Genomic DNA, 25,189 nt, shown 5'->3' on the forward strand with positions numbered 1-25,189 from the left:
ATATGAGTCTTTTAATACGGCCCCCACTCAATATTCACGCCAACAATAAGAAAAATAAGTCCGATGATAAACCAGATGAATGCAAGAGGAGCCATAAACCGAATCCATTTTCCGTAAGAAATGCCGCTCGCTGCGAGTACGCCCATTAAAACACCGGAAGTTGGATTGAGGCAGTTTACCACACCTTCGCCGAGCATAACAGCTTGTACTGTAACTTGGCGTGTAATGTGCATGAAATCAGCTAATGGAGCTAATATCGGAATGAAAATAACAGATTCTCCTGTCCCGGATGAAATGAGGAAATGTAATGCGGCACTACTTACATACATACCGATAACGCCAAATACAGGGCTTTGTCCTTCGAGAGACTGTGCTAGCTGATTCACAATTGTATCAAGCAATTTGCCTTGTTCTAAAATGACTGAAATACAACGAGCCATTCCGACGATCAAAGCACCGTATATGAGATTTTGGCAGCCTGCTAGAAAAGTAGAAGCGATATCGTTTGCTTTCATACCACCTATTATTCCCGCTGTAATTGCTATGAAAATAAAAGTAGCGGTCATTTCTGCATCTGTCCAATGTAGACGGAAAGCGCCTATTAAAAATACAATTAATGATAAAGCTGAAACGAGTAAAATTAATTTATGACGTATTGTCCAAGGAACTTCTGTTTTCACTATTTCTTTCTCGCTTGAAAGAGCATTACTTGGAAACCAGTTGTCGCCGAGAATGCTTCCTTTATTCGATTTCTTTAAACGTTTTACGTACCAATTAATATAAAGAATGGTAGCAATTAAAAAAGAGATATAAATTGCCGTACGTAAACCAATCCCTGAAAACATCGGGAGTTCTGCGATTTTTTGTGAAATGCCTAAAGGTGAGGGAGATAATATAGTAGCGTTAAAACCAGCATAAGTGCCTAAGTAAATAATTGCTACGCCGACGATAGCGTCCCATTTTAATGCGCGTGCAACGATGATGCCGATGGGGATAAAGCCGATAACTGAGTTAACGATAATGCCAGTCGTTCCGAGAATAGAAAAGAGTGCGGCGACAATGCAAATGAAAAGTAATTGCTGATTACGAAATTTATTAATTACATGATAGATTAAACCGTCAAGAGCACCTGTCTTTTCAAGAATGGCAATGGCTCCACCTGTAAATAAAATTAAGAAGATGATAGGAGCAGCAAGTGTCATTCCTTTTTCAATAGCAGTAAAAAAAGAAACAAATCCTACCGGCGATTGTGGAACAGAATGATAACTTCCTGGTATTGTCGTCGTAACAGTGCCGTTTGTAACTCTTTTAAATTCTCCAGCAGGAACGAAATATGTAGCTATTGCACAAAGTAAGGCGATAAAAAATAGTAGTACGTACGCGTCAGGCATTTTAAAATTTCGTTTACTAGGATGTTTTTTTGCCTCAGTTTGTAATTGCATAAAACCCCTCCTTTTTCACTTGGTTAATTTTTAATATTCTGAAATTTATCTGTGAAATAGATTATAATAAAGGTTGCTTCCTAAGGCAATAGTTTTTCTGTCCTTTTCCCGCGCATACAAATTATTGCAACATTAGACAGGGAAACGAAAATAATCCAAGAATATGTTATATAGAAAGAATAAGGAAAAGAGGGGAATAAGATGTGGAAAACTACGGATCTATGTGATGAGTTTGAAAAAGAATTACAAATATGTCGCCAGTCTTTTCGGTCATTTGGGAAGAAAGAACAATTTTACGGGAAAATTGCAACGGTAAAAGTGAAGGATGATAATGTACTAGTGAAGGAAGGATTGCAAACACTACCAGAAGGAACGGTATTAGTTGTTGATGGCGGAGCATCTACGAATTGTGCGTTACTTGGTGATAATTTGGCAGCTATTGCGGAGGAAAGAAAGCTTACAGGAATTATTGTATATGGTTATGTTCGTGATTCTAGTGAACTAAAGAATATGAATATAGGTATTTTAGCGTTAGGGACATTACCAAATAGAAGTGTAAAAGAAGGGAAAGGAGAACGAAATATTTCATTGCAATTTGGACAAGTAGAATGGAAGCCGAATGAATATGTGTATGCGGATGAAGATGGCGTCATTATTAGTGAAAAGAGTTTGCATCGTTAAAGGCTAGTAAGTTACTATTCTTAGAAAATAAATCCGATAAAGCATGGACAAAATTCTTTGTCAATAGTAAAATAATACAGAAATTTATAATTTACAGAATGTATAGGTTTATCGTTTTACGATAACTGAAATGGAAGTAAGAAGTGCCTAGAAAAGTGAATGTTATCGCAATGATACGTTCATAAACAAAATTATTTTTTCTATACAAATATAGCCGCGCATGATGCGGGTAGGAGGTGTTGCACAGTTTGTTCGACACTTACAAAAAAAGAGTGTCAATTGCACGCCCTTGAAGGGCCTTTTTTTGTGTGAATAGTAGTAAGGGAGGAAATTTTGGGATGGCAATGTTAAAAAAATGGCTGCTTACGTCGTTAATGGCAGTTACACTTGTATTTGTTTCTTTTGCGAATACAGTACATATTACGTTTGCTGAAGGAAATACAGCAAAACTTGCAATTATTGGTGAATCACAAAAGGGCATTATGTTATGTCCGAAAGAAGAGCAAATTACAGATGGGGAAACAGCTTTAAGTTTGCTGCAAAAAGTCATGGGGGACAAAGTAACAGCAGAGACGATGTCGTTTGGAACGTATGTTAAAGGCATTGACGGCTTAATGGCTGGGGACACAAGCGGCTGGTTGTATGATGTAAATGATAAATCTGTAGAAGTTGGAGCAGATAGTTATAAATTAAAGTCTGGAGATGTTGTTGTCTTTCGTTTTGTTGCAGACTGGAGCAATATGAGCCAGGAAACATTACAGCAAACATTAGATAAATTTGGTACTTGTAAAACTGTAGAAGAACCAAAGACAGATGATCCAAAACAAGAAAAACCAGATGATCCAAAACAAGAAAAACCAGAAGAACCAAAAACGGATGATCCAAAACAAGAAAAACCAGAAGAACCAAAAACAGATGATCCAAAACAAGAAAAACCAGAAGAACCAAAAATAGATGATTCAAAACAAGAAAAACCAGAACAACCAAAGCAAGAGAACATTCAAGTTCCAGCAGCGAAAGTAAATGACGCGATCTCTAAGACATCTGAAAAGATGTTACAAGATGGAATTGAAAGTGATTGGGTAGCTTTAGGCCTTTCTCTTTCTGGAAAGAATGTTCCAATTGAGGCGAAATTAAATTATGTTAAGTCAGTAACTGAAAAAGTAGAAAAGCGCATTAACCGTTTTTCAGCGACAGATTTAGCTAGAACGATTATTATGATGAATGCAATGCAAGCAGACCCTACAAAGGTTGGCGAACATAATTTAGTTCAAAAATTGTATGAATCAGATAAAGTAAATTCTGTTACAGGTTATACATTTGCTTTACTTGCATTTGATACGAAGAAATATGAAGTTCCAGTGAATTCAAAATGGAATCGAGTTGCTTTAGTAGATGCGCTTTTAAACTCACAGCATACAGATGGCGGCTGGACTTACGATAGCGCAAGCAGTAAAGACAGTGCTAGTAGCGTTGATGTAACAGGTATGGTTTTATCAGCATTAGCTCCATATCAAGATCGACCAGATGTGAAGACAGCTGTAGAAAAAGCTGTTGCCTATTTATATAAAGAGCAACTAGAAAATGGTGGTTTTTCTGCTGATGGACAAGAAAACTCTAATAGTGTTGCGCAAGCAATTATTGGACTATCACTTGTGAAAGATGTAGATCAAAACCGTCTACATAAGGCAGTGCAAAATCTACTGTCATATCAACTTCCAAATGGTGAATTCAAATGGTTACCAAGTGATCAAAACGGTAGCGGAATGGCTACAGAGCAAGCGTTATTAGCACTACTTCAGTTTAAAGATCTTGAAAAATCGATTTATGACTGGTCAAATGTATCTGTTCCTGAAATCGATAAGAAACCAAATGTGGATTCAGAAAATGTTGTAGTAGAAAAAGAAGTTACTGAACAACCAGAAGAACAAAAACAAGTACAACAAGAAACAAAAGATGATAATTTAAAAGTTGTTGTTGATAACGAACCGGTTAAAAGCAAAAAGTCAGGAAACGGTAGCACACTACCAAAAACAGGAGCATCTTCTCATAGTGCAGCTACAGAAGTAGGTATGGGTGTATTATGTATTGCTTCTGCATATGTATTATGGAGACGTAAAGCAGCTTAACAAAAATTAGGAGCAATCATTTGCTCCTAATTTTTAATATGAAAGGTGAGAGACAACATGAGTAAGATGAAGTGGTTTATTTCTTTAATGCTTTCACTTGGGCTACTTGCCGGATGTGAAGAGGCAGCTGTAAAGCCTGAGAAAAAAGTAGAACCAAAGCAAGAAGAAGTAGCAAAACAAGAAGAGAAAAAAGATGAAGCGAAACCGGAAGAAAAACCGGAGGAGAAACAAGCTGAACAAGAGCAAAATAAGCAAGACGACGAGAAAGAGAAACAAGAACAAAAAGTAGAAGAGAAGCCGAAAGAAGAAAAAACACAGGCACAACCGGAAGTAAAGCAAGAAGAGAAACCTAAAGAACAGCCTGCTGCTAAGCAACCAGAACAGCAAAAAGCACAAGAAGAGAAACAACAACAACCGAAAACACCAGAAGTAAAAGAAGAAGCGAAGGTTGTGAATCAGCCGAAAGAAACACCGAAGCAGGAGCAAAAGAAAAATCCAGAAGAGAACAATAGTGTACCAACTCCGCCAACACCGGTACCACCACCACCACCAGAACCACCTAAACCACAAGCAAAACAAGTTACGATCTCAGTAAAAGGTAATGAAGGCTACTTATTAGGTGCGAAAAAAATGGATGTACAAGAAGGCGATACAGTGTATAAAGTATTGCAACGTACAGGTTTAGATGTGGATGCGAGTGGATCTAAAGGCGATGTTTATGTAAAAGGGATTAATGATTTATATGAAAAAGATATTACAGCTACTAGTGGATGGAAATATCGTGTGAACGGTGCGTTTCCAAACCATAGTGCAGGTGTAGTAACAGTTAAACCAGGAGATACAATCGAGTGGGTGTATGTATTAAAATAAGAAAGGCATTCGGTAAAGGACTATGAAAATAAGTTTTTCTTCTTTACATCCTTTTGTGAATTTTTTCTATTATATCGGGGTGATGATACTATGTATGATGTGTCTTCATCCTCTTTTTTTAATTGGGGCAATTCTATTAATCGTTATAATCAATGTGATGCAAGGGAATAGCGAAAAGATAAGAAAGATGTTACCGAGCACAATCGTTTTCTTTTTTATGGTCATTTTATTTAATTCGTTATTAACGCATAGAGGCCGAACTACATTATTTTGGTTAGGTGATAGCCGTATTAAGCTTGAGGCGATTATGTTCGGACTAGTAATGGGGTTATTATTAGTTGCGATTATGTTTACGTTTGCTTCGTATAATGATATTATTTCAAGTCATAAATTTTTATATTTGTTTTCTAGAATTTCACCGAAAGTAGCATTGTTAACGATGATTACGGTGAGGTTTGTTCCATTGTTTATGAGGCGATTACAGAAAATAACACTCGTCCAAAAGACAAAAGGTATACAAGTAGATGCAGGTTCCATTGTGGAACGGGTGAAAAATGGTATGCAATTGCTACAAGTATTATTAATTTGTTCATTAGAAGATGCGCTGCAAACAGCAGATTCTATGCAAGCCCGTGGATTTGGTGTAACGAAGCGTACGACATATATTCGGTATAGAATGGAAAGACGAGATTGGTGTACGCTCAGTTATTTAAGTATTCTACTTATCATTGCTATTATATGTAATACGTATGGCGGGGGAAAGCTAATCATTTATCCGAAAGTCGAATCTATTCTATTTCAGCAATACGATGGAGTGATGTTCGGAGTATTTATGATGTTTATTAGTCTACCAATTATAATGGAAGGAAAGGAATGGATATGGTGGCGCATGCAGAAATAAACAATTTATCATTTGTATATGCTGATGAGAACGAATATGCGTTACAGCATATTTCTCTTTCTATTCAAAAAGGAGAGTTTATTGCACTTGCTGGAGGGTCAGGCTCTGGAAAGACGACTTTATTGAAACATTTTAAAAAGGAATTACTTCCAATCGGTACACGTTCAGGAGAAATTTTTTATGAGGACGTTTTATTAGAGGAAGTACCTGATTTATTATCTGCACAAGAAATTGGTATGGTATTTCAAAATCCAGAAAATCAGCTCGTAATGGATACGGTCATTCAAGAATTAGCATTTTCTTTAGAAAATATCGGGTTACCATCACAGATTATTCAAAAACGAATAGCAGAGCTTATTAGCTTCTTAGGATTTCAAGATTTATTGCACCAATCTGTTCATACGTTATCTGGCGGGCAAAAGCAGCTCGTCAATTTAGCTGCGGTATTAGTTATGCAGCCAAAACTATTATTATTAGATGAACCGACGGCGCAGTTAGATCCAATTGCAGCGAAAGAGTTTTTAGGATTGTTAAAACGTATTAACGAAGAACTTGGCATTACGATTGTTTTAAGTGAACATCGTTTAGATGAAGTGATACCACTTGCAACACGCGTTATTTGTATGAATAATGGTCAAATCGTGTATGATGGCAGCCCTAAAACGGTTATAGCGAATATGTGGGAAGTTGAAAAGTTCCGTCCATTTATTCCGCAAATTCCAAGATTGTTTTTAGAATGGAATGTAGAAGATATTCCGTTTACAGTGCGAGAAGCGCAAATGAAACTGAATAACTTTTCAGAGATATCATATGTGAATGAGCCAGTAGCAAAAAGTGAAAAACACGAAGTTATTTTAAGTGCAGAGCATATTTCGTTTCAATATGAAAAAAATAGTCCACTTATTTTACGAGACTTAACCGTATCGATTGAAAAAGAAAAATGGGTAGCTCTCGTTGGAAAAAACGGTACCGGGAAGTCCACGCTTTTGACGATTTTAGCGGGATTGCAAAAAGCGAGAAGAGGGAAAGTAAAGTGGAATGGGAAAGTGATACATAAAATTGATTCGAAAGAACGATTTAAAAGTATCGGGTATGTATCACAGCATCCGTATTATCATTTTACATTTGATACAGTGTGGGAAGAAGTGTATGAACGTGCACGCGAGTTATACGGAGAACAAGGAAAAGAAATAGCAGAAGATATGTTGAAGAAGTTTTGGTTGTGCTCGCTTAAAGAACGCCATCCGCATGATTGTAGCGGGGGAGAGCAACAACTACTTGCGTTATGTACAACGTTATTATCAAAGCCGACTTTATTATTACTTGATGAACCGACAAAGGGATTAGATCCGTGGAAAAAAGAAAGAGTAGGAGAGATATTTAGAAAGCTACAAAAAGAAGGTACAACAATTGTAATGGCAACGCATGATATTGAGTTTGCAGCGAAATACGTTGATCAATGTATGATGTTATTTGACGGAGCAGTCATTATGAATGATACACCGAAAGAATTTTTTAGTGGCAACTTCTTTTATACAACCTCTATTAATCGATTTATTCGAAAAGAGTTACCATATGCATTAACGTGGGAGGATGTGTACGAAGCGTGTCCAAACGATATGTTGCATTCATAATATGTATTTTTGCAGTAATAATAGGCACATTACTCTTTACTACACTTATCATGGACGGTTATTACATGTTAAGTAGTTTGTTTTTATTAGTTGTTATTATGTTACCGTTTTATATCCGCTTTGAAAGAAAGGCTTTTGTTTCACGTGAAATTGTACTCGTTGCTGTGTTAGCGGCAATTGCAGCAGTTAGCCGCGTACCATTTTCGATATTGCCAAGTGTACAACCGACTTCATTTGTCATTATCGTTTCTGCAATTGTGTTTGGGAGTGAAACTGGTTTTATGATTGGTGCAACAGCGGCTATCGTATCTAACATTTTTTTAGGACAAGGTCCGTGGACGCCGTGGCAAATGTTTTCGTGGGGTATGATTGGTTTTATAGCTGGATTATTACGTAATACATTTTTAATGCGAAAGCTATGGGGAAGACTTCTATACGGATTGTTTGTTGGATTTTTATTTGGCTGGATTATGAACTTCTGGGGGCTTCTCGGTTTCATACGTGAGGCAACGTGGGAAGCTGTCATTTCGTATTATATCGCAAGTTTTTATTTCGATTTGAGCCATGCGATTTCGAATGTTGTTTTCTTACTATTATTTAGTACGTCTTGGATTACGATTCTTACAAGATTTAAAAAGAAATATGGCATATTAGAAAAGCATAACATGGCATAGAAAAGCATACTCATATAAGGTAGGGTCGCGACTTACATATTCGTTTGCCTCTTTCATGCTTCTTACATATTGTAAGGAGCATTTTTTATTGTCAAAAAATCGATTCAATATATATCCGTTATTATATAAAATTATTTGTATAATAGTAGGTGAGAGTTATTTTCAAAAGGGAGGTGTATAGTTAATGAAGTTAGTTATTCCGGAGCAACACGGTGCATGGGCTATGCTCGTTATACCATTTCTATTAAGTGTTATTCTTGGGAAACCTACTATGTATCATATTCCATTGTTTTTAGCTTGGTTCTTTATCTATTTAGCTACGTATCCATTTCTTATGTACATAAAGCAAAGACGAAAAAAAGAGTTGTTACATGCTGCAATTGTATATTTTATCATCGCGTTCGTATTTGGAATGATTTCTCTATTATATGAATGGCGCATCCTTTTATTCGTAGCAGTAATGATTCCATTATTTATTGTAAATATGTATTACGCTCGTCAAAAGAATGAAAGAGCGTTACTAAATGACATTAGTGCGATTATTGTTTTCTGTATTGGCGGTTTAGTTAGTTATTATTTTTCAATGAAACTTATAGATAAAACAGCACTATTTATTGCACTTATATCATTTTTATATTTTTTAGGAAGTACGTTTTATGTGAAAACGATGATACGTGAGAAAAATAACCCGAAGTATCGTTTTATATCTTGGGGTTATCATATTGTATTAACAATCATTGTATTTGCTATGAATCCGTGGTGTTCTCTTATTTTTATACCAAGTGTCATGCGAGCAATTATGTTGTACGGTAAAAAAATTTCTATTATAAAAGTAGGTATTTTAGAAATTGCTAATTCTGTATATTTTTTAATCATAACGGTAATAATTATGAAGTATGCCATTTGAAAAAACTTCCCACCTTATGATGGGAAGTTTTTTCAATCTTGTTCTAAAATATGAACTGTGTAATCACAGCGTTGAATAGCTTGTTCGATCGCATAAAGTGATTGTTCAATACGAGCGCGATTAAAATCTTTTTCAACAGTCTGTAGCGCTGCTTCTAAACAATGTTTTGCTTCTTGTAATGATTGAAAAGAATCTTGTACATATCCGCGAGCATTTTCGTGCATTTCATACTCCTCCTTGCATATTCATATATGTATAGTATGAACAGGAAGAAAGAAAATATAATTTGTTGTATTTGTTTGACAATTGAAATGAAATTACGTATAGTAAGAATTAAGTGAATATTTTCTTATCCAGAGAGGTGGAGGGACTGGCCCGATGAAACCCAGCAACCGCGATGCAGGTGCTAATTCCAGCAGAACATATTTGTTCTGGGAGATAAGACGAAGATATATACGTAACTTCTTCTTATCGGAGAGGTTTTTTTGTTGCAAAAAAACCGATTACGAAAATTTATATTAAGAAGAAAGGGGTTGCGAAGTACTGTGACACTCGAAAAATACGTAAAACTGCGTAGTACAGTTTATGAATATATGATAGAGCAAGGTAAGCCAATATCATTGTTAGATATTCAAGAACATATCGTTTCGCATCATGAAGGAAAATTCACGAAAAAGATGTTACATCAATTTTATTTATCAAGACTATTAGATGAACTGAAACTGGATGGGAAAATTACATTAGCTGATGAATATCTCTATACTGAAAAAGGGGTATTTTATAAGGCGGGAAAAGGGAGCTAAGCTCTCTTTTTTTTGAAGTATGTAGAGTAAAAGACTGCTTGAGCAGCCTGATACAAGGGAATGGTGTTGAGTGTGTAGTGTCAAAGATTGAATGTGCCTGAAAGAGGCACTTCATATCGGCTGCAAATGAAAAGAGACACCTCCGCCGAATAGGTGTCAGTCGTTTTGTCATATAGACTTGCTATTTGACAGTTATTAGAATAACATGCAGGGGTTATGGAAGTCAAAAGGGAATTAAAGGAAGAGGTGTTGTTATGTACGCTTACTTATTACATGATATAACGAAATGGATTCCTAAGTACATTATGGATAAAGGGTATGAATATTATGAAGAGGGACATGTAGAAGATGTTGAAATACAAGACAAGAAAATATTTGCTTTCGTTACTGGAAATGCAGGAAACTATGAAGTGATTATTGATCTTGAAGATTTTACAGAAAGTAGCTGCGAGTGTCCTTATGAAAACTATTGTAAACATATGGCGGCAGTTGTTTATGATATTCAAGGCACTGGTGAAAGTACGGTGAAAGAGAAACTGAAAGATTTAGACAAGGAAGAGTTACTTACCGTATTAAACCGTTTATTACAAAGCTCAAAAAACGTGCAAATTGTAGAGAAGATGTTAAAGAAGGGGAAACTTTAACTTATAGAGGGAGTTGTTTTGTAGTGAATGTACTAATTGTATACGCTCATCCCAGTCCTTCCAGTTTTAATGCGGCGATTTTAAAGCATGTGCAAAAAGGATTACAAGAAACAGATCATTCGGTTACGGTACTTGATTTATATAAAGAACAATTTGATCCAGTCCTTGTATTTAATGAGGATAAGAAAAGACGTGATTTAGTAAATGAAGAAGAAACAGCCCGGTACAGAACGTTAGTGGAAAAAGCAGATACGCTTCTCTTTATATATCCGATATGGTGGTGGGGGATGCCTGCTATTTTAAAAGGGTTTATTGATCGCATTTTCGTTGCTGGCTTTGCTTATAAATATGAAGGTGCCCTGCCGAAAGGATTATTGAAGGGGAAGAAGGCGTGGGTGATTAATACGTTAGACTCACCGTTATGGTACGTCGCCTTATTATATCGATCAGCAGATTGGATTATGATGAAAAGAGGGGTTTTACGTTTTTGCGGCATTCGCGATATAAAACGATCTGTTTTTCAATCTGTGAAAACGAGTAAACGAGAGAAGCGGGAAAAGTGGTTATTACAAATAGAAGAAAAGGCTCGTACATTATGAATGAAATGGAACGTATAATAAAGTGTTGCAATTATGATAACGAACTTTTTCGTACATATATTAATTGTTTAATCCAATTGAAGAAATGTAGTGAAATGTTTCAACAAATACAGATTCAATTAAGAAATGATTATTTAATAAGAGGAATCTGTGAAAGAGAAGTGGATGAGGTAGTAAGAGGAAGTAAAGAGTATGAAACGTATTTTCTTCCTAAAGCGTTACAGTGGAATTTCCTTAAGAAAAATCCACATCTAATTGAAAAAGTATGTGAAGACTTTTTTGCATTTGAGGCGTTATATCTTACGGAGATAGAGTGGGAAAGGGTTATAAATTGCGTGGGAAATAAGTGATTTATTATGTAAAAAAGCTAGTATAAAACTAGCTTTTCGTTTAAATAAATAAGAAGCATAGACTAATGATGAATCCTGCATATAGTAAGTTAACAACGCAAAATCCCATAATATCACGGGCACCTAAACCAGCTATCGCTAATGCCGGTAATGCCCAGAATGGTTGAATTAAATTCGTCCAAGCATCGCCCCACGCAATTGCCATTGCTGTTTTTGCAGCAGGGACACCAAGTTCAGCACCAGCTGGAATCATAATGGGTGCTTGCACAGCCCATTGACCGCCGCCAGACGGAACGAAAATATTAACGATGCCAGCACTTAAAAAAGTAAAGAGCGGGAAAGTCGTTTCGTTTGAAATGCTAATAAAGAAATTCGAAATAGCTCCTCCAAGTGAAAGTCCTTCACTATTTGCTCCAATCATCATTCCCATAATTCCTGCGTAAAACGGAAATTGAAGTAAAATACCAGAAGCACTTTTCGTAGAGTCCGAAAAAGCGCGAATATATTGAATCGGAGTACGGTGGAAAATAAGTCCAGCAATTAATAACATAAAAATCACGATATCGAGAGTAAGGTTAAAGCCTTTCGTATAAAAGTAATTGAAAATATAAATGAGACCTAACAATCCAACACAAAGTGTAATAATGATGCTATTTTCCATTTTTTCAGCGAACGTATTGTTCCCTACTTCTTGAGTGGCAGCTTCTTCATGAAATACGCTAGGATCTACTGTTATCGTATGTTTTTCATCTGGATGCATCGCTTTATTAATGAGAGGCATCGTAACGAGAAAAATAATAACTGGAACGAGTGCGTATGGTGAAAATAATGTTTCTGTTATTGGAATCGCTTCTTTTATACTTCCCGCTGTCGTTTTAATTAACGTTTCGCCGCCAGTTGCTAACGTAAGAGGAATAGAAGCAGAAAGCCCCGCATGCCAAATGAGAAATCCAGAGTAAGAAGAAGCAATTGCTAGTCTATAATCTAATCCTTCAAGCTGCCTGGCCACTTCTTTTGCATATAAAACAGATACAACAATACCAAATCCCCAGTTTATGTATGCTCCTAGTAAACTTACGATTGAAATGGCAATAATACCTTGTCCATTCGTTTTCGGTAGTCTTGCAGCTTTCGTTAATCCTTTTTTAATAAGAGGAGCATTTGCTAAAGCAGATCCTGTTACGAGTACAAGTGCCATTTGCATAGAAAAGGCGAGTAGTCCCCAAATGCCATTACCCCAGTGATTAATCATTTCCACAGGTGTTTGGTGCGTTGCAAACATGCCGAAGAAGATAACAAAAACAGTTAATAAACATGATAAAATAAACGGTTCTGGCAAGAAACGTTGCACTAAGGCGACGCAACCATTAGTAAAAGAACGAAACAAAATAGATCAACCTCCTTATGTATGTTTATTACAATTATTCGAGGTTGATTTGGGAATAACCTTCGATATACTGAAAATTCTGATATTTACACAGGTAGAAAAAATAAGAGCAAGATTATTGCGAATTTCTAATATAGTATATAAATGTCTAGCATTTACACCAAAAAATACAAAGGGAATTCAAAATAACTATTGATTTGAAATAACATAGGTTGTAAAATAGCGGTGAATATTCTTAATTTTGGAAAAAGAATGGTGTTGTAATGAACAAAACGAAATTGTTTATTGGATCTTCTTTAATGATTGCTATGTTAAGCACATCAGCTTTTCCAGCTTCCGCGGATTCCCTAGTTACAAATGATATTACACAACAACAAAAACCAATTAATTTATTATCAAACGAGGAAATTCCTGGAGTTAAAATTATTGATATTACTAGAGAACAATATGTTAAAAACGTAGCAAAGAATGAAAATATCTCATATAAAGAAGCTGATAAACTTGTTTCTGCTAGAACTGTTCAAAGTTTAAGTAAAATAAATCCTACTGCAGCAGCTAGTAGTAATGTTATTTGGAGACAAGCTTCTTGGACACAAACTTATTCTGGAAATTCTATTTTTAAAGCTGATTTAGAAGGTAGTATTGAAATTTATTCTTCTGGATCTTTTAGACAAATTAATAGCTCTACTGTTGGTTCTTCTCTTTCTGCGGGTAAATATTCTGCTACATGGGCACAAAGTAATTCTTGGAAGACAACGGCATATCCAACGATTAGTGTGACATTGGGAGTAACGGGTAAATTTTTTACAACAGTTAGTAATTCAGGTGGAGTAAGTGGTGGGATTGCAGGATTTTCAGTTAGTAGTACTAGTACTACTAGTGTTACGTACGTTTCAAATGGTATGACAATTCAAAGAGAATATAGTGTTTACTAATAGGTGGTAATAAATCGATGAAAAAAAATGTGGAATAATCATATTGGTTTTGTTTTTTATTTTGAGTGCTTGTTCTAGTGAAAATAATAATACTTTTAAACAAGCAGATATTGAAAAGGGAATAGTGTATGAATTACTTTCTAAAAATACAAATACGAACACTGAAATATCTTATAAAATAAAAATGACGAATAATACCGATTATGTTATTGCGCAAAATAATGTTATGTTTTCATTTCCTAAATCCCCAACAAAATCTGGTCAAACAACTAATCCATTTAAAGTGTTAGCTAAAGGTAATAAATTAAATGTTAAACCTGGGGATAGTGTTGTTTTGGAAGTATCATTTTCTCCTGATTTTTATTCTGAATTTAAGAATACAGAAGTGACTAAAGCGAATTTGTATATAACGGGTTATATCGATAAATTAGCTGATGAAAATCATTTTGATTTTATTAAAAGTATTAATTTAGATTGAAAAAGTGAGCTATTTAACATGTTAGTGTTAAATAGCTCACTTTTATTTAGAAGAATGCACTAAGTTAAGTTAGACAGGCAAAATGGGGGTATGTAGTTTACGTTTCTGGAATAATTGTAATAGCGATGGTCTGAATTGAAGCCTCAATTTCGTCGTTTTTACTTTGGCTATTGTAGTATTTAATCATTAATTCGTTAAGTTCATTTTGAAACTTTCCAAAGTGTTCTTCATCTAGCTTTAATTCTACTACAGAAAAAGTAGCCTTATCTTCTTGACTGTTTTGTTCCTCTAATTTCTTAAGGTAACTTTGATATTGTGTCATAAGTGATAGCTGGTAGTAGGAAATGTAGTTTAACTTTTGATCATCAGATAAGCCTTTCCATTCACTTCCTTCAATTTTTGCATCTTCTTCATTGATTGCGTAATATTTTTCAGAAACAGATTTTACCTTTTTTTCTTTAATTACATGGACGATACCAGAATCAACCATAGTTTGTAGCTGTCTATATAGTGTTGCTTGTGGTACATTTTTAATGATTTTTACCATTTCTAATGGTGTTAGCCCATCTTCCTTATTTCTCATTAACACTTGGCAAATTTTCATTCTTACAGGATGCATTAAAATTTCAACTTTATTACTCATTATATCACCTTATGTATTGTTTTTTTATTCTCATTATAAATAATGAGAATAATGATTGCAATCCATCCGTTTTTATTTTATCATTATCAATAATGATAATGAGATTTGAAAGGAGTGATGACAATGAAAATACATTATGGATTGAATGATCTTAAAGACATTGATATTATGGCTTTTCTACCCATTATATTACCAGTTATTGCAGTCGGGGCACTTTTAGTTTTCATTGCATTAATTGATTTATACCGAAATAGAAAAACTAGAAAAAATGTACTTGTATGGACGCTAATTATTATTTTTGTTAACGTATTGGGACCTATTCTGTACTTTGTTATAGGGAGAAAGGACAGTGAGAAATTATGAAATTAGAGATTAGAAATGTAACAAAATCATTTAAAGGGAAAATTGCTGTCAATACTTTCTCGATGGAACTGCAATCAGGGGAATGTGTAGGGTTAATTGGACCAAATGGAGCAGGGAAATCTACATTAATAAAAGTGATTTCAGATATTATTAATCCAGATGTTGGTGAAGTGTTATTGAATGGGATAAAAATATCAAAAATGAAAAGGGAAATTGGCTACTTACCGCAATACCCTAATTTTTTTCATTGGATGACAGCGCGAGAAACCCTTATGTTTATGGGGCAACTTTCAGGGATGAAAAAAGAAGCATTGTCAAAGTCGATACCAAAAATTTTGGAGAAAGTTGGATTAAGTGGAGAAGAAGGTTCAAAGGTGAGTACCTTTTCTGGGGGAATGAAACAAAGACTTGGTATTGCACAAGCATTATTACATAAGCCTTCGCTTATTGTCATGGATGAACCAGTATCTGCATTAGATCCAATAGGTAGAAGGGAAGTATTAAATCTGATTGAAGAAATAAAAAAAGATACGACTATTTTATTATCAACCCATATATTAAGTGACGCAGAAGAAATCTGTGAACGATTTGTCATGATTAAAGATGGAACAAAGATAGAAGATACAACAATTACTGAGCTTTTGCACTGCAATAGCGAAAATAAATTAATCATTGAAATTACAGCTAAAGATCGAGAGTGGATTGACGTTGTAAAAAATTTGCCTTATGTGAAGGACGTAGAAGTAATTGGGCTTAAAGTCAAAGTGAAGGTTGACAGCATTGAAATAAATAAAAATATGTTACTGCAAAATGCACTTGAACATAAAGTGGACATCGTTAAATTTGAAATAAACAACGATACTTTAGAAGAAATTTTCTTGAAATTGGTGGTGCAAAAATGAATAATCTAATGGTATTGATAAAAAAAGAATGTGTTCAAATGTTACGTGATTTTAAGGTGATTTGGCTACCAATTGTTTTTATATTTTTAGGGGCAACACAGCCAATAGTAACGCATTACTTGCCATCAATTTTGGAGGCATTTGGTGGAGGACAGGGAATTACCATCGATCCAAGTATGACATCACAAAAAGGAGGCGAAGTACTAGCGAGTACTTTGGGGTCTCAGTTTGATCAGCTCGGACTTATGATTCTAGTAATCTCTATGATGGGTGCCATTCAAACAGATAAAGCTAACGGTATGTTAGCCTTTATTTTAACAAGACCTGTTACGGTTACTTCGTATATAGCTGGGAAAATAGTATCAAATTATGTAATAGTAGCGCTTAGTGTAATGATTGGATACTTTACCTCTTATCTATATACAAACTATCTTTTTACTGTTGTTCCGTTTTCGTACATGATTACTGGATTACTATTTTATTTAATTTGGGTTCTTTTTATCGTATCTTTCACAACTATGATAAGTGCTATTTTTCACAGTCAAGGTATTATTGCGCTAATTTCAATTGCTTTTCTTTTAGCTTGTAGAATAATCGTCGGTTTGATTCCAATAGTAGATCAGGTTAATCCAGCCAGTATGAGTAAACATGCAATGGAAACGTTGGTCACAGGGGAAGTGAATGCAACCGCAATGATCAATGTACTACTAACGATTATTTGGATTTTATTGACACTCTTCGTAACAAATTATTGGATTGCTAATAAAAAGTTTAATGATGAATAACTTTGATGAGGATAGTGGCTTCAAATAAAACACCCTAATAAGAAAAAGCTTCCACTACTGTGGAAGCTTCTCTAAATGATGTGCAATATCAATATACATATTTGAGTAGACTGAATGTATTTCATTACTTGGCGTAGCGTTAGAAGAGAAGTGGACAATGACCATATTTGCTTTCGGATCGATGTAAAGTGTTTGTCCGTAACTACCTAACACTTCAAAAGCACTTTGTTCATTGTGCGGAATCCACCATTGATTATGATAAGAAATGGAAGCCCCAGGGCCAACTGCAAGTTCACCTTCTTGGACATTTTTTATATCTTCAGTAATAGAAGAAGGGAGAATTTGTTTTCCGTTATATTCCCCGTTGTTTAATAGTAATTGCCCGAATCTAGCCATATCTCTAGCAGTTGCATTTAAGCCAGCGCTTGCTTGCTCTATTTTCGTTTCATCTGTAACGTAATACGCGTTTTCTTCCATACCAATTTGAGACCATATTTGTTCGCTAACATTTTCAGCTAATGATTTACCAGTGATCGTTCGAATCACCCAAGCGAGTGTTTCCGCTGATCCGTTATCGTAAGAAAAATCGGAACCAGGCGGTGCAGTTTCTTCTGCTTCTCGTAACATATCATAAATTTTCATCGGACCGTCGTAGTTTTTACCGCGTGGTAAAATATTGCTAGCTAAATATAGTTGTGCATCTTGATTTTCTAACGCTGGATGTTCATATCCATGAGTAGGGTATTCTACAGAAACTTGCATATCCATTAATTGCTGAAGTGTGGCATTACCGAACGGTGTATTTTTTAATTCTTTTATATATGCGTCAGCTGTTTTTTCTAAGTCAATACGGTTTTCTTCAGCGAGAGATTGTATAATTGCTCCGGTAAAGACCTTTGCTAATGACGCCATGCCATGAGGTTCACTCTCGTTATATCCATTGAAATATCGTTCATAAACAAGTTGTCCATTATGTACAACGACAAAAGCATCCGTTTTGTTATCGTCTAAAAGTTTTTTTAGAGGAGTTGTATTTCCAAATCTACGCTCCACAGCAAAATCGTCTAAGTTTTGCGATGTGGTAGAGAAGTGGGAAACGTGATCCGGGTTATTATTTACCTCGTTAATTAAAGTGAATTCTTTCATATGTGTGTACGACCAACGTAAGTAAGGATCATCTAACCAATTTTTCTTCGTCACGTTATTTTTCGATGGGATTGTTTTATTATGTTTGAAGTATGTAAAACCGAGCCCTGTAATTACAAATATGAATGTGATTATGAGTAAGAGTAGGGGAGATTTTTTAAGTTTCATATCGGTCCCTCCTTTTTTATTTCTATTATAAGTATACGCTTCTATTAAAAGAAATACAAAATAAGGAAAGTAAACGGGGAAGTTTACTTTCCTTATTCATGTTAAGCGGAAACTTTTTCATCTGTATGCTGTTTCTTGAATTTTTGTTTTCGTCCGTGTAATCCATAATATAGAAGTAAAGTGAAGGCAACGATAATAGCTGCGATAAAATACATATTATGGTAACTGGATTTCGCTGCGACGATACCTAAAATGAAAGAACCAAAGCCAATACCACTATCAAAGAATGAGAAGTAAGTAGCTGTCGCAGAACCACGTCGGTGGTTTGGAGCGGCAGAAATTGCAATCGTTTGGAAGCTAGGAATTAATGTCCCGTAGCCTAAACCGATTAGCATACCTGCGCCAAGGAACCAAAATGAAGTTTGTGCTTGGCTTAAAATAAACATCCCAATTGTGAAAATAATGATAGCAGGGTAAACAAGTACATTTTCACCGAAGCGATCAAAAATCTTTCCTGTAAATGGACGAGAAATTACAACAACGAGTGCGTATACAATAAAGAAGTAACTAGCAACTTCTCCTAAACCGATCTCTTTCGCATAAATAGGAATAAAGGATAAAATGCCACTATAAGAAAAGGCTAAAACAAATCCTGTTAGAGCAATCGGAATAGAGGATGGTTCAATTAAGTCCTTCCATTTCATTTTTTCTCGTTTTTGTTTGTTCACTGGTGCTTCATGCGGAATATTTACAAGTAGTCCTAATAAAAATGCAAGCAATGAAAATACGGAACAAACGATAAATAGTACAGTAAATGAAAAATGAGAAATAATTGTTAAACCTAAAAAAGGACCAATTACCATCGGCAGACTCATGAATACGCCGAAATAGGCAAGTGCTTCGCCTCGTCTATGAGCAGGCGCAACATCTGTGACAATCGTACCAGTTGCTGTCGTTGCCATACCGAACCCAATACCATGTAAGAAGCGAAGGGCAAGTAATAAAAATAAACTTTGCGCACCGAAATACATAACAGTAGCAGCTAAAAATAATGAAAGTGAAATAAATAATATTTTCTTTCTTCCTAAATCATCGAGCCATTTACCTGTAAATGGTCTACATAAAACAGATGAAATAAGAAAAACAGTTGCAACTAAACCAATTTCCTCAGGTTTTCCTTTTAGGCCGTCTATTACATAGACAGGCAGAGTAGTCATAAGCATGTAAAATGTTAAGAAGAGAAATAGACTACTAAAACAAGTTCCGAGGAAATCCTTCGTCCAAAGTTTCTCACTTTGCATCGTCATCCCTCCAATTTAATCTAAATTTTTAATGATTTTTTGTAACACTTCAAATGCTTGATGTAAATCATCTTCGTTAATACTTTCTAGTGTTTTTTCTTCGAAAGTATCAACTTCTTCTTGCCATACCGGAATCATTTTTATCGCTGTTTCCGATAAAGAAATAAGCTTCTCACGGCGATCTTTTCCTTCTGTACGAATAATCCATCCCATCGTTTCCATACGTGTTAACGTACGAGTCATCGTTGGTGATTCAACATTTAAATACTGGCATAACTCTGTTTGTGTACAAGAACCAGTTTGATTGATGCGGAAAATAACAGCCCATTGCGCACTAAATAACCCAGTGGGAGATACGCGTTCATTAAATTTCTTCGTAAACTTGCGAGAAGTCTGGCTGACAATGTGAAAAAAATGTTGTTTTTCGTCCATGTATTTTGATCCTTTCAAATTAGTTACCTAGCTAACTATATACTTTTTCATTATAATTGTCTAGTAATAGACATGTTGATTTATGTAAAAATTTCGTATAGGTTTTATGTTGCGAACGTATATTCTGTATGCTATTCTTTAAGTAAGTAAAGAATTTTCTTTCTATTAAAAAGAATGGGGGAACTTGTGATGATTAAGCCTGCAACAATGGAGTTTGTTTCACTATCGAACGGAGAAACGATTGCGTATCAGGAAGTTGGAAGGCAAAATACAGAAATTCTTGTACTCATTCACGGGAACATGACGTCGTCACAACATTGGGATTTAGTAATTGAAAAGCTGCAAGACCGATACCATATTTACGCTCTTGATTTAAGAGGATTTGGCCAATCAACATATAATCAATCGATAGATTCATTACAAGACTTTGCAATAGATGTAAAACTATTTATCGATCAATTAAAACTAGAAAAATTTTCATTAATGGGCTGGTCAATGGGCGGGGGTGTTGCGATGCAATTTACAGCAAATCATCCAACGTTTGTCGAAAAGTTAATTTTAGTAGAATCAGTGGGCATGAAGGGATATCCAATTTTTAAAAAAGATATAAACGGGCAGCCAATCGTATCAAGTTTAGTAAAGACGAAGGAAGAAATCGCGCAAGATCCCGTACAAATTGCACCGGTGCTAGACGCGATAAAAAATATGAATAAATTATATTACCGAACAGTATGGAATCTATTAATATATACACATAATCAACCGGAACCGGATCGTTATGAAAAGTATTTAGATGATATGTTAACGCAACGTAATTTCGTGGATGTAAATTATGCGCTCATTACATTTAATATTTCGGATGAACATAACGGGGTTGTAGAGGGAAATAAGCAAATTCATCATATTAAAGCTCCAACACTCGTCATACAAGGTGACAGAGATTACGTCGTACCGCAAGTAGTCGGTGAGGAATTAGCAAAACATTTACTGAATGCAGAGTTGAAGATATTAGAAGATTGCGGACACTCACCGTTTATAGACTGCTTAGATGTATTTATAAAACATGTAGAGGACTGGTTAGAATAGAAATAATCCCCGAAATGAGAGGTATTGCATATACTATAACATTGTAGGTAAAAGGGGAGATTATCCATGCATCATCCGTTCTTAATTGCGCATTCGCCATATAATCATCACTTATATACAAAAATAATGATAGCTCCGATGTATATGCAAGTTTCACCAGCTGTAGTTCCTTTACAAATGCAATACCCGCAGCCACCAATTGCTCATGCACAGCAATACGTGTATGAAACTGCTTTTTATAAACATCCGTATTTCAAGCAATTCCATAACAATGTGAAAGCTCAAGTATGGGAAGGATAAGAAGCTAAAAGGTTCATTCTTTTAGCTTCTTTTTTATTCATAATATTCGTACACGCATTTGGAGAAACAGTTTATAATGAAAAGTGGAAAGCGTGAGAAGGAGAGGGAAAAGGATGTCGATGCGTTTTACTTTTTGGATTATGGTTGGAATTGTAGCAATCTCGGGTTTATCACAAGGGATGCTTTTACCTGCCATTGCAATGATTTTTGAACAAGAAGGGGTTAGTTCAAGTATTAACGGTATTCATGCGACGGCATTATACATTGGGATATTAGTTATTTCACCGTTTCTTGAAAAACCGATGCAAAAGTTTGGAATGAAGCCAATTATCGTTATTGGTGGGTTTCTCGTTATTATTTCATTATTCTTTTTTACACAAACTTTTTCATTTTGGGTATGGTTTATTCTTAGATTTCTAGTTGGAGTCGGAGATCATATGCTTCATGTCGGAACACAAACATGGATTACGACAACATCAGACCCGAGTAAAATAGGGAGACAAGTATCGATATACGGTGTATTCTTCGGAATTGGTTTTGCTGTTGGCCCGTATTTAGCAAGCACTGTGCAGTACGGTCTTGCAACACCATTTATTATATCTACTATACTTTGCTTAATAGGTTGGCTATTATTACTTCCAACGAAAAATGCATTCCCGGCGCAAGATGAAAGAGAAATGGAGAGTGAATCATCAATTTCTCGTTATAAACAAGTTGTTGGATTAGGTTGGATTGCATTACTAGGACCACTTGCATATGGCGTACTGGAAGCAATGTTAAATAGTAACTTGCCAGTATACGGGCTTCGTAAAGGATGGTCTGTTTCAGATGTATCCTTCTTATTACCAGCGTTTGCAGTTGGGGGCATTATTACACAAATTCCACTCGGTATATTAAGTGATAAATATGGAAGAGATCGTATTTTAACGTGGACGTTCAGCGTAAGTACAGGTATTTTCCTACTTGCAGCAGTATTTGATCAATATTACTGGATCGTCTTTGCCTGTATGCTGTTAGCGGGTATGGTCATTGGATCGTGCTTCTCATTAGGTCTTGGATTTATGACAGATTTATTACCGAGGCACTTACTACCAGCAGGTAATATATTATCTGGAATCGCCTTTAGTTTAGGAAGTATTATGGGACCTGTATTAGGAGGCGTATTTATAGAAAAAATACAGTATACAAGCTTTTTTATTGCGGTTATGATTATAATGGGAATTCTCGCAATGGTATATATGGTCTACATGAAGAATCAATTCGCATCAAGAAAAATAGAAAGTAGGTTAGGGCATGACAAAACAACCTAATAAAAAGAAATTTGAAGTACTCGAAAACGAAACAATTACAGACTGCTTAGCACGTATGGAACAAGAAGGCTACGCACCGTCTCGTCGTATGGAAGAACCAATCTTTCATGAAGTGAAGAAAAACGGAAAAACAGAAGTTGAACCGTGCGGTAGAAAGATTGTTTTTGAAGGGAAATTGAAGTAATACAAATAGCAAATTCTCTTTATAGTATAGAGCCACCCAATTCATTTGAGTTGGGTGGCTTTTTTTTATACTGACCAATGAAAGACTAGGCTAAACGATCTTCATTTGTAAAGGTAGTATGGAGAGGAATTAACTACATAAAATTGAAGAAAAATGCGAAACCTTTTTATAAAATATGGAAATGTTAAAACCCCTTTGATAAAATAGCAATATGTAAAAATAATTATTTATAAATTCTCAATGTAATGAATATTCATGTTTAAATATACGAATTTAACTACATAGTTATTGTAATAAAGGGGGAGAAAGATGTTAGATGAATTGTATAATGCTTTTTTAAATGCATCGGGTTTTACAGAAAGCGCGAGGAAACGAGACCAGTATGATAAATTACATGATTATTTGAAAGATCAAGAAAGAGAGTTAAAACGATTCATTCAAGAGGCTGAATCAGCGAAAAGAGATTATGAGAGTAAAAGTAATGGTTTAGAAGCTAATAAAATTCCGGCAGTTGAATTTGAACAAAAACGTCATGAAAAGGATGAAGACTTAAATACAGTATTATCCTATTTTAAAAGTGAATTAAGCAATGTTGGATCTGCGATAGGTACAGCTTATGCAAAGTATTTGGAATATAAAGCGAAAGCAGAAGCGGAGAAAGCGTCAGCATACGCTGCCGCGACCAGAGCTTTCGAAGAAAAGAAAAAGGAAATTGAAAAACTTATCCATTAAGTATACAAAGAATGGAGGGAATCCACATGAGTGGCAAAGAGGTTGAAATTATAGGAAGTAACACTGCAAGTGCCATTTCTTACGCACAAAACATAGAGAACGGCATGAAAGATTCTTTAAATCAAGCGAAAAACTTAAAAGCATACGTTACATGTGCGAAATGGAATGGAAAAACGAGAGATGCCTTTTTAAGTTATCTTGATTTAATCATTCAATATAACTCAGAAATGGTAGAGGCATTTGAAGGACATACGAAAGCTTTGAAAGAGTTAGAGAAAAGTATTCAAACGTATGGCGATATATCGGAAGTAAGGGCGATAAAAAAATTGTGATGGAGAAATGAGGAATAAAAGAATGGGGAAAGAAATGATTTTTGCACCTGCTGAATTATATGTTCTCGCAGGTGCAGCTGGGGTTACCGATATATTTGGATTGCCAAACCGTGACGTAATTATTTTACTTGATGAAGAATGTGTCACGAAAGCAACTACGAGTTTAAAAGAAAAAGGCTTACTTACAAATGAAAACGGAATTACCCCTGCAGCTTTTCAAATGATTGAGCTATTAAAAGAATATGAAAATTGTCATGAATACACGAGAATGAATAATGTATTAATTGGATTTTTGAAAGAGGATAAAGACCGAGTGGCTGTATTAACGGAAATAGAGCCAAATAAAAAATACGAGATCGACTACATACCAAAGCCAGACGTATATTTTTCCTTATTAACACGCATCCCTTTCTTATTGAGAGAACCGAGGGAAATAGAAGATACATTTTTCTCAAAGAGAATGACAGAGGCAGAACAACAAACATTTGAGGAAAAAGATTTATCAAATAAAGATGTTATAGCGATAGAAACGTATACGAGGCCTCGGAGTAATAGAGGAGGAAAATGGGAATGTTTCTTATATTTCACTGAAGGAGAAGATTTCGTTCAAATTGATGTAGAACGTAATCAATATGACTGGGTGAGTCTCTATGCGGTAAATAAGAAATTGTATGACGTGTTAAAAATGCCGTATAAAAAATTAATTGACCCGAGACAATTTTCGTTAGGAGGTATTGAATAATGCAAGTATCAATGGGAGATGGTGGTTCTGGTGGTGGAGAAGAAGTATTAGTTAATTTTCAAGAACTACTTGATATAGTAATGAAATTAGAAGATATATATAAAATCCATGTAGACGTCATTGGAACGAATATTGAGAGTTTATTAAGCAGTGATTTTTATCAAAAAGGTGAAGCGATGAGAGTAATTGAAAAATATCCTGATATATTACACAAAACACTTGAATTTGCTCAACACTATTCTAGGTCGGCGACACTTGTAAGGAACGCATGTGTAGAAATGCTTGAAAAGGACGAACAATTACGTGAAATATTAAGTAAGTTGTAGAAA

31 protein-coding genes and 1 riboswitch are annotated in these 25,189 nt (G+C 35.2%); of the genes, 24 read left to right on the plus strand and 7 right to left on the minus strand.

The genetic code is table 11. The features are described from left to right. Positions 1-11: 11 nt before the first annotated feature. Positions 12-1,442: an SLC13 family permease gene (locus tag QEP67_RS10995; protein ID WP_353706577.1), complete on the minus strand. Its 1,431-nt coding sequence runs from the start codon at positions 1,440-1,442 to the stop codon at positions 12-14. 201 nt (positions 1,443-1,643) lie between these two features. Between QEP67_RS10995 and rraA the strand changes: the two genes are divergently transcribed. From rraA to QEP67_RS11030, 7 genes are all read left to right on the plus strand, one after another. Next, positions 1,644-2,123, plus strand: a complete 480-nt coding sequence (rraA, locus tag QEP67_RS11000) for a ribonuclease E activity regulator RraA (protein WP_353706578.1) — start codon at positions 1,644-1,646, stop codon at positions 2,121-2,123. Positions 2,124-2,461: 338 nt separating this feature from the next. Beyond that, a complete protein-coding gene (locus tag QEP67_RS11005) occupies positions 2,462-4,252 on the plus strand; it encodes a DUF4430 domain-containing protein (protein WP_353706579.1) in 1,791 nt (596 codons plus the stop codon). A 57-nt stretch (positions 4,253-4,309) separates the two neighbouring features. Further along, complete coding sequence (locus tag QEP67_RS11010) at positions 4,310-5,122, plus strand: DUF4430 domain-containing protein (RefSeq protein ID WP_064459705.1); 813 nt, start codon at positions 4,310-4,312, stop codon at positions 5,120-5,122. Positions 5,123-5,144: 22 nt separating this feature from the next. Continuing rightward, positions 5,145-6,023, plus strand: coding sequence for an energy-coupling factor transporter transmembrane component T (locus QEP67_RS11015; RefSeq protein ID WP_002108021.1), 879 nt, complete (start codon positions 5,145-5,147; stop codon positions 6,021-6,023). Then, the gene (locus QEP67_RS11020; protein WP_353706580.1) at positions 5,996-7,657 is read left to right on the plus strand and encodes an energy-coupling factor ABC transporter ATP-binding protein; all 1,662 of its coding nucleotides are present in this window, start codon (positions 5,996-5,998) and stop codon (positions 7,655-7,657) included. Before QEP67_RS11015 ends, QEP67_RS11020 begins: the two co-directional genes overlap by 28 nt. Beyond that, on the plus strand, positions 7,630-8,331 hold the full coding sequence (locus QEP67_RS11025) for an ECF transporter S component (protein WP_002108030.1): 702 nt from the start codon (positions 7,630-7,632) through the stop codon (positions 8,329-8,331). The genes QEP67_RS11020 and QEP67_RS11025 overlap by 28 nt, the downstream gene beginning before the upstream one ends. Before the next feature lie 184 nt (positions 8,332-8,515). Next, positions 8,516-9,238 (plus strand): YwiC-like family protein, encoded by a 723-nt coding sequence (locus QEP67_RS11030; RefSeq protein ID WP_000779944.1) that lies wholly within the window; start codon positions 8,516-8,518, stop codon positions 9,236-9,238. Between the two features lie 32 nt (positions 9,239-9,270). Here the strand turns inward: QEP67_RS11030 and QEP67_RS11035 are convergent, their stop codons facing one another. Continuing rightward, positions 9,271-9,462 carry a hypothetical protein gene (locus QEP67_RS11035; RefSeq protein WP_000544998.1) on the minus strand — a complete coding sequence of 64 codons (192 nt, stop codon included), beginning with the start codon at positions 9,460-9,462 and terminating at the stop codon, positions 9,271-9,273. A 122-nt stretch (positions 9,463-9,584) separates the two neighbouring features. Further along, a riboswitch (SAM riboswitch) is annotated at positions 9,585-9,683 on the plus strand. A 40-nt stretch (positions 9,684-9,723) separates the two neighbouring features. On the opposite strand from QEP67_RS11035, the gene QEP67_RS11040 reads away from it, so the two are divergent. From QEP67_RS11040 to QEP67_RS11055, 4 genes are all read left to right on the plus strand, one after another. Continuing rightward, positions 9,724-10,041, plus strand: a complete 318-nt coding sequence (locus QEP67_RS11040; RefSeq protein WP_002108033.1) for a hypothetical protein — start codon at positions 9,724-9,726, stop codon at positions 10,039-10,041. A gap of 254 nt (positions 10,042-10,295) precedes the next feature. After that, positions 10,296-10,685 (plus strand): SWIM zinc finger family protein, encoded by a 390-nt coding sequence (locus tag QEP67_RS11045; RefSeq protein WP_000271508.1) that lies wholly within the window; start codon positions 10,296-10,298, stop codon positions 10,683-10,685. Between the two features lie 23 nt (positions 10,686-10,708). Next, positions 10,709-11,284: an NAD(P)H-dependent oxidoreductase gene (locus tag QEP67_RS11050; RefSeq protein ID WP_001101662.1), complete on the plus strand. Its 576-nt coding sequence runs from the start codon at positions 10,709-10,711 to the stop codon at positions 11,282-11,284. Beyond that, entirely contained in the window at positions 11,281-11,634 is a 354-nt protein-coding gene (locus QEP67_RS11055; RefSeq protein ID WP_001004513.1) for a hypothetical protein, read from the plus strand. Before QEP67_RS11050 ends, QEP67_RS11055 begins: the two co-directional genes overlap by 4 nt. Positions 11,635-11,674: 40 nt before the next feature. Here the strand turns inward: QEP67_RS11055 and QEP67_RS11060 are convergent, their stop codons facing one another. Continuing rightward, on the minus strand, positions 11,675-13,021 hold the full coding sequence (locus tag QEP67_RS11060; protein ID WP_000490019.1) for a short-chain fatty acid transporter: 1,347 nt from the start codon (positions 13,019-13,021) through the stop codon (positions 11,675-11,677). A gap of 263 nt (positions 13,022-13,284) precedes the next feature. On the opposite strand from QEP67_RS11060, the gene QEP67_RS11065 reads away from it, so the two are divergent. Both QEP67_RS11065 and QEP67_RS11070 read left to right on the plus strand, forming a co-directional pair. Beyond that, the gene (locus QEP67_RS11065; RefSeq protein ID WP_001044242.1) at positions 13,285-13,956 is read left to right on the plus strand and encodes a hypothetical protein; all 672 of its coding nucleotides are present in this window, start codon (positions 13,285-13,287) and stop codon (positions 13,954-13,956) included. 43 nt (positions 13,957-13,999) lie between these two features. Next, on the plus strand, positions 14,000-14,434 hold the full coding sequence (locus QEP67_RS11070; protein ID WP_000242419.1) for a hypothetical protein: 435 nt from the start codon (positions 14,000-14,002) through the stop codon (positions 14,432-14,434). A 97-nt stretch (positions 14,435-14,531) separates the two neighbouring features. On the opposite strand, the gene QEP67_RS11075 is transcribed toward QEP67_RS11070, so the two are convergent. Then, positions 14,532-15,077 (minus strand): transcriptional regulator, encoded by a 546-nt coding sequence (locus QEP67_RS11075; protein ID WP_000066856.1) that lies wholly within the window; start codon positions 15,075-15,077, stop codon positions 14,532-14,534. A gap of 123 nt (positions 15,078-15,200) precedes the next feature. Here QEP67_RS11075 and QEP67_RS11080 point away from each other — a divergent pair, with 123 nt between their 5' ends. From QEP67_RS11080 to QEP67_RS11090, 3 genes are read left to right on the plus strand one after another with little or no spacing between them, the layout of a single operon-like run. Then, on the plus strand, positions 15,201-15,440 hold the full coding sequence (locus QEP67_RS11080) for a PLD nuclease N-terminal domain-containing protein (protein ID WP_000690908.1): 240 nt from the start codon (positions 15,201-15,203) through the stop codon (positions 15,438-15,440). After that, on the plus strand, positions 15,437-16,342 hold the full coding sequence (locus tag QEP67_RS11085) for an ABC transporter ATP-binding protein (protein WP_000764128.1): 906 nt from the start codon (positions 15,437-15,439) through the stop codon (positions 16,340-16,342). The genes QEP67_RS11080 and QEP67_RS11085 overlap by 4 nt, the downstream gene beginning before the upstream one ends. Beyond that, the gene (locus QEP67_RS11090; RefSeq protein WP_353706581.1) at positions 16,339-17,127 is read left to right on the plus strand and encodes an ABC transporter permease subunit; all 789 of its coding nucleotides are present in this window, start codon (positions 16,339-16,341) and stop codon (positions 17,125-17,127) included. The genes QEP67_RS11085 and QEP67_RS11090 overlap by 4 nt, the downstream gene beginning before the upstream one ends. Positions 17,128-17,181: 54 nt before the next feature. Here the strand turns inward: QEP67_RS11090 and QEP67_RS11095 are convergent, their stop codons facing one another. The 3 genes from QEP67_RS11095 to QEP67_RS11105 form a co-directional block, all read right to left on the minus strand. Further along, positions 17,182-18,441: a serine hydrolase domain-containing protein gene (locus QEP67_RS11095; RefSeq protein WP_000768708.1), complete on the minus strand. Its 1,260-nt coding sequence runs from the start codon at positions 18,439-18,441 to the stop codon at positions 17,182-17,184. A 101-nt stretch (positions 18,442-18,542) separates the two neighbouring features. After that, entirely contained in the window at positions 18,543-19,742 is a 1,200-nt protein-coding gene (locus tag QEP67_RS11100) for an MFS transporter (RefSeq protein ID WP_048566003.1), read from the minus strand. 15 nt (positions 19,743-19,757) lie between these two features. Next, a complete protein-coding gene (locus tag QEP67_RS11105) occupies positions 19,758-20,174 on the minus strand; it encodes a MarR family transcriptional regulator (RefSeq protein WP_048566004.1) in 417 nt (138 codons plus the stop codon). 174 nt (positions 20,175-20,348) lie between these two features. Here QEP67_RS11105 and QEP67_RS11110 point away from each other — a divergent pair, with 174 nt between their 5' ends. The 8 genes from QEP67_RS11110 to QEP67_RS11145 all read left to right on the plus strand — a co-directional run bounded on the left by QEP67_RS11110 (position 20,349) and on the right by QEP67_RS11145 (position 25,186). Further along, positions 20,349-21,260 (plus strand): alpha/beta hydrolase, encoded by a 912-nt coding sequence (locus QEP67_RS11110; RefSeq protein ID WP_116867874.1) that lies wholly within the window; start codon positions 20,349-20,351, stop codon positions 21,258-21,260. A 66-nt stretch (positions 21,261-21,326) separates the two neighbouring features. After that, positions 21,327-21,560: a hypothetical protein gene (locus QEP67_RS11115; protein WP_000546484.1), complete on the plus strand. Its 234-nt coding sequence runs from the start codon at positions 21,327-21,329 to the stop codon at positions 21,558-21,560. 113 nt (positions 21,561-21,673) lie between these two features. Then, the gene (locus QEP67_RS11120) at positions 21,674-22,870 is read left to right on the plus strand and encodes an MFS transporter (RefSeq protein WP_064459706.1); all 1,197 of its coding nucleotides are present in this window, start codon (positions 21,674-21,676) and stop codon (positions 22,868-22,870) included. Next, a complete protein-coding gene (locus QEP67_RS11125) occupies positions 22,854-23,054 on the plus strand; it encodes an NETI motif-containing protein (RefSeq protein WP_000166305.1) in 201 nt (66 codons plus the stop codon). Before QEP67_RS11120 ends, QEP67_RS11125 begins: the two co-directional genes overlap by 17 nt. Before the next feature lie 309 nt (positions 23,055-23,363). Beyond that, entirely contained in the window at positions 23,364-23,786 is a 423-nt protein-coding gene (locus QEP67_RS11130) for a hypothetical protein (RefSeq protein WP_000883452.1), read from the plus strand. A gap of 26 nt (positions 23,787-23,812) precedes the next feature. Continuing rightward, a complete protein-coding gene (locus QEP67_RS11135) occupies positions 23,813-24,118 on the plus strand; it encodes a WXG100 family type VII secretion target (RefSeq protein ID WP_000014540.1) in 306 nt (101 codons plus the stop codon). Positions 24,119-24,140: 22 nt separating this feature from the next. Beyond that, the gene (locus tag QEP67_RS11140) at positions 24,141-24,860 is read left to right on the plus strand and encodes a DUF5081 family protein (RefSeq protein ID WP_098705063.1); all 720 of its coding nucleotides are present in this window, start codon (positions 24,141-24,143) and stop codon (positions 24,858-24,860) included. Further along, positions 24,860-25,186, plus strand: coding sequence for a hypothetical protein (locus QEP67_RS11145; protein ID WP_001198194.1), 327 nt, complete (start codon positions 24,860-24,862; stop codon positions 25,184-25,186). Before QEP67_RS11140 ends, QEP67_RS11145 begins: the two co-directional genes overlap by 1 nt. Positions 25,187-25,189: the final 3 nt, after the last annotated feature.

This window comes from Bacillus cereus group sp. MS39, assembly GCF_040448665.1.
In the GTDB taxonomy this organism is placed as follows: Bacteria; Bacillota; Bacilli; order Bacillales; family Bacillaceae_G; genus Bacillus_A; species Bacillus_A wiedmannii.